The 6,070-nt window shown below is 35.5% G+C and carries 8 protein-coding genes and 1 riboswitch; of the genes, 3 read left to right on the forward strand and 5 right to left on the reverse strand.

Annotated features, from left to right (window positions below; all coding sequences use genetic code 11):
• The first annotated feature begins 55 nt into the window (after positions 1 to 55).
• Positions 56 to 505, forward strand: a complete 450-nt coding sequence (locus tag AC3WJF_RS22855) for a MarR family winged helix-turn-helix transcriptional regulator (protein WP_492456369.1) — start codon at positions 56 to 58, stop codon at positions 503 to 505.
• An 18-nt stretch (positions 506 to 523) separates the two neighbouring features.
• The gene (locus AC3WJF_RS22860) at positions 524 to 1,720 is read left to right on the forward strand and encodes an MFS transporter (protein WP_492456371.1); all 1,197 of its coding nucleotides are present in this window, start codon (positions 524 to 526) and stop codon (positions 1,718 to 1,720) included.
• 53 nt (positions 1,721 to 1,773) lie between these two features.
• Here the strand turns inward: AC3WJF_RS22860 and AC3WJF_RS22865 are convergent, their stop codons facing one another.
• The gene (locus tag AC3WJF_RS22865) at positions 1,774 to 2,265 is read right to left on the reverse strand and encodes a QueT transporter family protein (protein ID WP_492456373.1); all 492 of its coding nucleotides are present in this window, start codon (positions 2,263 to 2,265) and stop codon (positions 1,774 to 1,776) included.
• Between the two features lie 8 nt (positions 2,266 to 2,273).
• Positions 2,274 to 2,318, reverse strand: a riboswitch (PreQ1 riboswitch).
• Positions 2,319 to 2,383: 65 nt separating this feature from the next.
• A complete protein-coding gene (locus AC3WJF_RS22870; protein WP_492456375.1) occupies positions 2,384 to 2,839 on the reverse strand; it encodes a PaaI family thioesterase in 456 nt (151 codons plus the stop codon).
• 163 nt (positions 2,840 to 3,002) lie between these two features.
• On the opposite strand from AC3WJF_RS22870, the gene AC3WJF_RS22875 reads away from it, so the two are divergent.
• Positions 3,003 to 3,767, forward strand: coding sequence for a MerR family transcriptional regulator (locus AC3WJF_RS22875; protein WP_492456377.1), 765 nt, complete (start codon positions 3,003 to 3,005; stop codon positions 3,765 to 3,767).
• A 417-nt stretch (positions 3,768 to 4,184) separates the two neighbouring features.
• On the opposite strand, the gene AC3WJF_RS22880 is transcribed toward AC3WJF_RS22875, so the two are convergent.
• The 3 genes from AC3WJF_RS22880 to AC3WJF_RS22890 are packed head-to-tail and all read right to left on the reverse strand — an operon-like array spanning position 4,185 to position 5,607.
• Positions 4,185 to 4,832 (reverse strand): VC0807 family protein, encoded by a 648-nt coding sequence (locus tag AC3WJF_RS22880; protein ID WP_492456379.1) that lies wholly within the window; start codon positions 4,830 to 4,832, stop codon positions 4,185 to 4,187.
• Between the two features lie 9 nt (positions 4,833 to 4,841).
• Entirely contained in the window at positions 4,842 to 5,456 is a 615-nt protein-coding gene (locus AC3WJF_RS22885) for a MerR family transcriptional regulator (protein ID WP_492456381.1), read from the reverse strand.
• Complete coding sequence (locus AC3WJF_RS22890) at positions 5,392 to 5,607, reverse strand: MerR family DNA-binding transcriptional regulator (RefSeq protein WP_492456383.1); 216 nt, start codon at positions 5,605 to 5,607, stop codon at positions 5,392 to 5,394. Before AC3WJF_RS22890 ends, AC3WJF_RS22885 begins: the two co-directional genes overlap by 65 nt.
• Between the last annotated feature and the right edge of the window lie 463 nt (positions 5,608 to 6,070).

Raw genomic sequence — 6,070 nt, forward strand, 5'->3', positions numbered from 1 at the left:
CATATATTATGTTGGTGTATAATGATCAATATGATATTAAAAGGAGAACCTTTCTATGGTGATTTCAAGAGATAAATCAATTGGATCTGCTTCCGTTCGTACTAGTAAAAAAATGAGTCGGATTTTGAATGTATATTTAAAGCCTTTTAACATCACAACGGAACAGTGGAGTGTATTGAGAACACTAAGTGAGACAGACCATATTTCTCAGAAGGAATTAGCCGATTCAGCGGATAAGGATCAGGCAACACTCACCAAAATTCTCGATTTGCTGGAAAAACATCAATTTGTGAAAAGAATTGCAAATCCAGCAGACAGACGTTCCTTCTTGATTACTATTACAGAAAAAGGAACCAATCTTTGTATGGAAGTAGCTCCATTTATAGAAGACATTTTTACAAAAATAGTTAATGGCATTGATGAAAAATCACTTGCTATTTATCAAGAAGTATTACTCACACTTGAAAGGAATATCGATTTGCTACTAGAGAAAGAAAACAACTAGAAAGAAGGAATTATGGAAATGAACAAAACATCTAAGTTGTGGACAAAACAATTTGTAGCCATTGTCGTGATGGCTTTTTTATTTTTTCTATGTTTACAATTGCTTACAGCAGGATATCCGGCATTTATTACTGAAGTGAAACAAAATCCGACGCAAGGGGGATTAATGACGACTGTCTTCATGTTGGCAGCGATAATTACACGACCTCTCATCGGATATTTAATGCATCAGGTTAATGTGAAAATGATGAGTATTTTTTCATTTGCCTTTGTAGCAATAACCGTTGGACTTAGTTACGGTCAGGATTCGATTGGTTATTTAATTTTACTTAGAATTTTTCACGGGATTGGTTTTGGGATTATGACTACTATTCTTGCCACAATGGCAACGAATATTATTCCAAAAAAGAAGCTTGGAGAAGGAATCGGCTATTACGGTTTAGCAACAAGTGTTGGAACAAGTATGGGACCGATGTTGGGACTAGCCGTTTTGCAATATTATTCCTTTAATTTATTATTGATAATTTCTGTTTTATTAGCGGTTATTACATTAGTTTTCAGCTTTTTTATCAAGCAGCCGCAATCATCAGCATCAAAAAGAGTGGAGAAAGAAAAAGGTGCATTCAAAAAATATGCCTTTGATAAAACCGTATTTATTCCTTGTATATTAACGGCCTTTTTTACGATTACATTAAGTGGTGTCATCAGTTTCTTAAGAGAGCTTGGTAAAGAGGAGAATATCAGTGGATCCGTATCATTATTCTTTTTAGTGATGGCCATTATCATGATTGTTGCTCGCCCTTTATCCGGCCGCTTGTTTGATACGTTAGGCCATAAACTAATCATTTATCCTGCAACCATTTGTGGGATTATCGGATTATTCCTTTTATCGGTTACACATAGCTCTTGGTCACTCCTACTAGCAGGCTTTTTCTATGGAATTGCGTATGGAACCGTCACACCAGCCCTTCAAGCTATTGCTGTCAGCCTTGTGACGAAAGAGAAGCAAAGTACTGCAAATGCTATGTTCTTCTCCTCAATGGACTTAGGAATGGCTGTCGGTTCAACAGGTCTCGGCATATTAGCTACCTATACTGACTATCATTTTATCTACGGTTTTTCTATTATATGTTTAGTGGCATTACTCATCGTCTATACACTCCTTTTTGGTAGAAAAAGAAGCATGGACATGGTACCAGCTACTCAAAATATGTAAAAAAAAATCGGTAGCTTTTTGCTACCGATTTTTGCTTTGATGCCTGACACCACTTATATTAAACTCTTTTTTTCAAAGTGTATGCGTTTGTTTAACATATACATAATTGGTGCACCTATTGCCATTACTGCAAATTCTCCAATTGCGGTTGTAAGCCATGTATATAAAAATGGCCAGTGTAAGGCTAAATGTAGCTCTATTGCAATCAAGAACATCGTAATAGTAAATACAATTGTGTTCACAATCATCCGAGTCCAAACATTTTTTATAAAACGGCATACGAAAATGGTAATCAATAATGAAATTACGGATTGACCAAAACCGAAAACAAGATCATAGGCACGCGTTGGTGAAAAAAATAGATTTGTAAGAAATACACCTAATAAAACACCATAAATAAATTTCTTATTAAATACAACTAAATGATTGAACATTTCGGAAAAACGAAATTGGATAGCTCCAAATGCAAGTGGTTGAATAAAAAATGAAACGGCAATGTACAAGGCTGCAACAATTCCGTTCCCGACAAGCGTTTTTACTTTCATATGAAATTCTCTCCTTAGTTTTTTATCGTGGGATGGTTTCGAACCACGTATTACATACACAAAGTATAATGATAGGCAAATTTTATCATCTAGTCAATTGATTTTTCTTCCAAAAGTACTATCTTTCCTTGTCAACTGGAACAAAATAATGGTCTTTACGATATGCTAATGCTTCCATCGTAGCAATCAACTCCCCGTCACTTTCTACTTTAATGTTATACCAAGCAGTTCGATGGTTTCTTTTCTCTTCCATGGCAATTGCTTTTAACCGAGAACCTTTATTACCTGGTGCCATAAAATTAACGGTAGTGGAAAGACCCACAGATGTTTTTCCGTAAGAATTACAGGCAACAGCAAACACAAAATCAGCAATGGCAAAAATAATCGCTCCATGCACCGTTCCGTGAGCATTTACCATATGATCCGCTACATCAAGCTCTGCAATCGCCATACCTTCGCCCATTTCGACTAATTCAATCCCCAAAAACTGTGCATATGGTTCACTTTTCAAGATTTGAAAAATTTCATCCTTATACTGATGATGCAGCTCTTTTTCATTAACATCTCGTTTCAATATGATTCCTCCCAATCATTCCTGTGATAAGGTAATTATATACTATTTTGAATTTTCGATATTAATGAGCTAATGATTTTCATCTAAATAACTTTTTTCATTAAACCTATTTACATTGACGTTACGTAAAGGTGTATATTGATGTTGTCAGGAGGGATAACACGTGGAGTACACAGTGCAAAAACTAGGGAAAATAGCGGGAGTCAGCACGAGAACACTACGATATTACGATGAAATTGGAATTCTTAAGCCGGCTAGAATTAATTCATCCGGATATCGAATCTATGGTCCCGGGGAAGTTGATCGTCTCCAGCAGATTCTTTTCTATAGAGAATTAGGAGTCAACTTGGAGAATATCAAAAATATCATGACAGATCCGTCATTCGATCGTACCAATGCATTGAAGGAACATCGTGAAAAGCTTCTGGCAAAGCGTGAGCAACTGGAAGAATTAATTGCAAATGTAGATAAAACAATAGCAGTAACGGAAGGGAGAATGATCATGTCTGACAAAGAAAAATTTGAAGGATTTAAGCAAAAGTTGATAGATGACAATGAAAAGAAATATGGAGCGGAAATCAGAGCAAACTACGGAGATGAACAAGTAGATAAATCCAACCAGAAAATCAAAGGTTTGACTGCAGAACAATATAAAGAATTGGAAAAATTGGGTGTGGAAGTTCTTGTGACGTTAAAGGAAGCGATGGAAACCGGAGATCCTGCAAGCGAATTAGCACAGAAAACCGCGGAATTACATCGTAAATGGTTGAGCTACACCTGGTCTAGCTATAGTAAAGAAGCTCATGCTGGTCTAGCTCAAATGTATGTGGGTGATGAAAGGTTTGCTGCATATTATGATAAAGTGCAACCGGGGGCGGCGGAATTTTTGCGAGATGCGATTCATGTTTATACTGGTATGAAAAAGTAAATTGATTAAGCGATTGGGTCCCAATCGCTTTTTTCTCTAGGAAATTATAAGCGAGTCAGGGAACGTGCAAAAAATCGGATTGTGTTGGGAAAACAGAGACGATAAAGACAGAATCGTTCCCGAATAGAAGAGACAAAGGGAATCCCGGTAACAATAGTAGAAGAATCGTGCCCGAAAGGAAGAGAGTGCATGGAAAGTGGGAACAATAGTAATAGAATCGTTCCTGAAAAGAAGAGGGTACGGTGAAAGTGGGAACAATAGTGATAGAATTGAGTTTTAAAAAAAAGAGAATGCAAAAATGCGGTAACAATAGAGCGGGAACCTTATTCGATATAGTGATTAGAGCATGTAATCAGAAACTATATAAGTACACTAGTGCCAAATTCCCAAATATCCCGTAAGCAAGTTTGCTCAAAATCATTGACCAACCTTAACCGGAAAATCAAAATCATTCGTTTTTATGAAATTATTAATCTTCTTATTAATAATTATGTAACCTAATGTGATGAAACCTACAAATATCCTGCTAGATATTTGTGTGTATATAAGCATGCTACTATAGGAATTTACCCCATATGCATGTAGCAGCCATGCTTTAAGCGAGCTAAGAAAAAGACCGCGCACGAAAAACACTAATGTGAGCCATTGAAATAACACAAAGTTCGCTTTTACAGAAAATAAGGCGAGACTGTTTTTCCGCGGTTGTCCGGATAGTGCAGCAAAATCAACTGAAAAATAAAGTGCTAAAGGTTTTTTTATGAAAACCGAAAGTAGGAATATCATAGCAAAAACCAATCCTGTATAAACTTGGTTCCATAACATTTTTTCAGCGGATCCAGACAATAAATCAACACTGGTGCTAATAAATAAGGAACAAATCGCATATAATCCTGTTAAATTAAATTGACGCACCTTAAAGAAAATATATATTGTGTAAATAAACCCCGGAACTGTTGATAATAGCATCGCAAAATAATCACCGATTATTTCTTTCCCACAATTCCAAATAAGCATTGGAACTACGATATAAAATAATATGTCAAATGAGACGACTTGTTTTTTCATGGCCACTCCTTATTCATTATTTTGATATAAGTGTGCGATTGCTTGCTCAATGAAAGTAACAATCTCTTTATCAAATTTGTAGAATCCTATATTCTTATTTTCTTCATTACTGAGCTTCCATACTTTTCCTGCTAAGTTGAAATTACCTTTAAACATAGAATCAACTAAGTCAATCCAGCGTCTTGCCAAATCCTGAGCTTCTACTGATTTTGGGCTTACATGTATATTTTTTCGAACATCACTGATGAGCTCTACTATAAGATCCACCATTTCATTGTTGTCTCCAATTACAGGAAGCTTTTTAAGTACATTTTGTTCTTTTTTTGAAAAATAGTCCCTCCAAAGTTCTTCTAGACTTTCAGAATTCATGGAAATGGAAATAGTCTTAAATACTTCCTCCCAATTTGTCGTACCTTCTAATTCCATTAATTGAAGAAGACCATGAATATCCTTCTCCACTTTATTCAATCTTTCTTGCTCTTTTTTTAGTAGATCCAATCGTTTACATAAAGCGTCTTTTAATGACCATTCCTGATTGGCAAGGATCTCTTGGATAGTTTCAAGAGGGAAGCCAAAATCTTTTAATGCCAAAATATGCTGCAGCTTTGTTATTGCTCTGATCATAATAACGATGTCCACCGTCACTAATTTTACTGGGCTTTAATATACCAATTTCATCATAATACCTTAATGTCCTAATCGTGCAATTGCTTATTAGCGCTAATTTTCCAATTTTATACTTGAATGATAAAACATTACGTAACGTGAGATTCAAGTTTTTTTTATAAAATAGTTTTGAAAGCTTTAAGTCGTAACAAAAAACAACCGGGTTAATTTCCTAACGGGTTTACTTAAGAGGTGCAAACACTATAAAACACATAGTAAAACGCACTTGAATTCACAATATAATTCACAGAGTTTTTTTATTGATTTATCAACGTTTTGGCTAATTTCGATTGTTTTTCGCATCCTAATTAACACAGTAATTCGTGGGGTATGAAATAATTATTGGAGGGTGTGTGAATTTTTTGTGATTTAGTACGTGGAGATTGATCATTTAGTTTTAATGGACAATTTTCACGGGCACGCAGACTCCAACAGTATTTGTAGGGATGAGGAGACAGCCCCCACAGTTGCTTTGTATTTAACATCGCAAAACCTCTCAGGTGCATCTAAATGAGGTTCACTTGATTTTTTTTACATTAGAAGTTTTTTCCTTAATTGAGTAACCAGTGATA

This window comes from Heyndrickxia sp. FW510-T9, from assembly GCF_058781025.1.

Coding starts and splice junctions, on each gene's coding strand:
- AC3WJF_RS22860 (WP_492456371.1), top strand. CDS start 524: ATGAACAAAACATCTAAGTTGTGGACAAAACAATTTGTAGCCATTGTC.
- AC3WJF_RS22855 (WP_492456369.1), top strand. CDS start 56: ATGGTGATTTCAAGAGATAAATCAATTGGATCTGCTTCCGTTCGTACT.
- AC3WJF_RS22865 (WP_492456373.1), bottom strand. CDS start 2,265: ATGAAAGTAAAAACGCTTGTCGGGAACGGAATTGTTGCAGCCTTGTAC.
- AC3WJF_RS22880 (WP_492456379.1), bottom strand. CDS start 4,832: ATGAAAAAACAAGTCGTCTCATTTGACATATTATTTTATATCGTAGTT.
- AC3WJF_RS22885 (WP_492456381.1), bottom strand. CDS start 5,456: ATGATCAGAGCAATAACAAAGCTGCAGCATATTTTGGCATTAAAAGAT.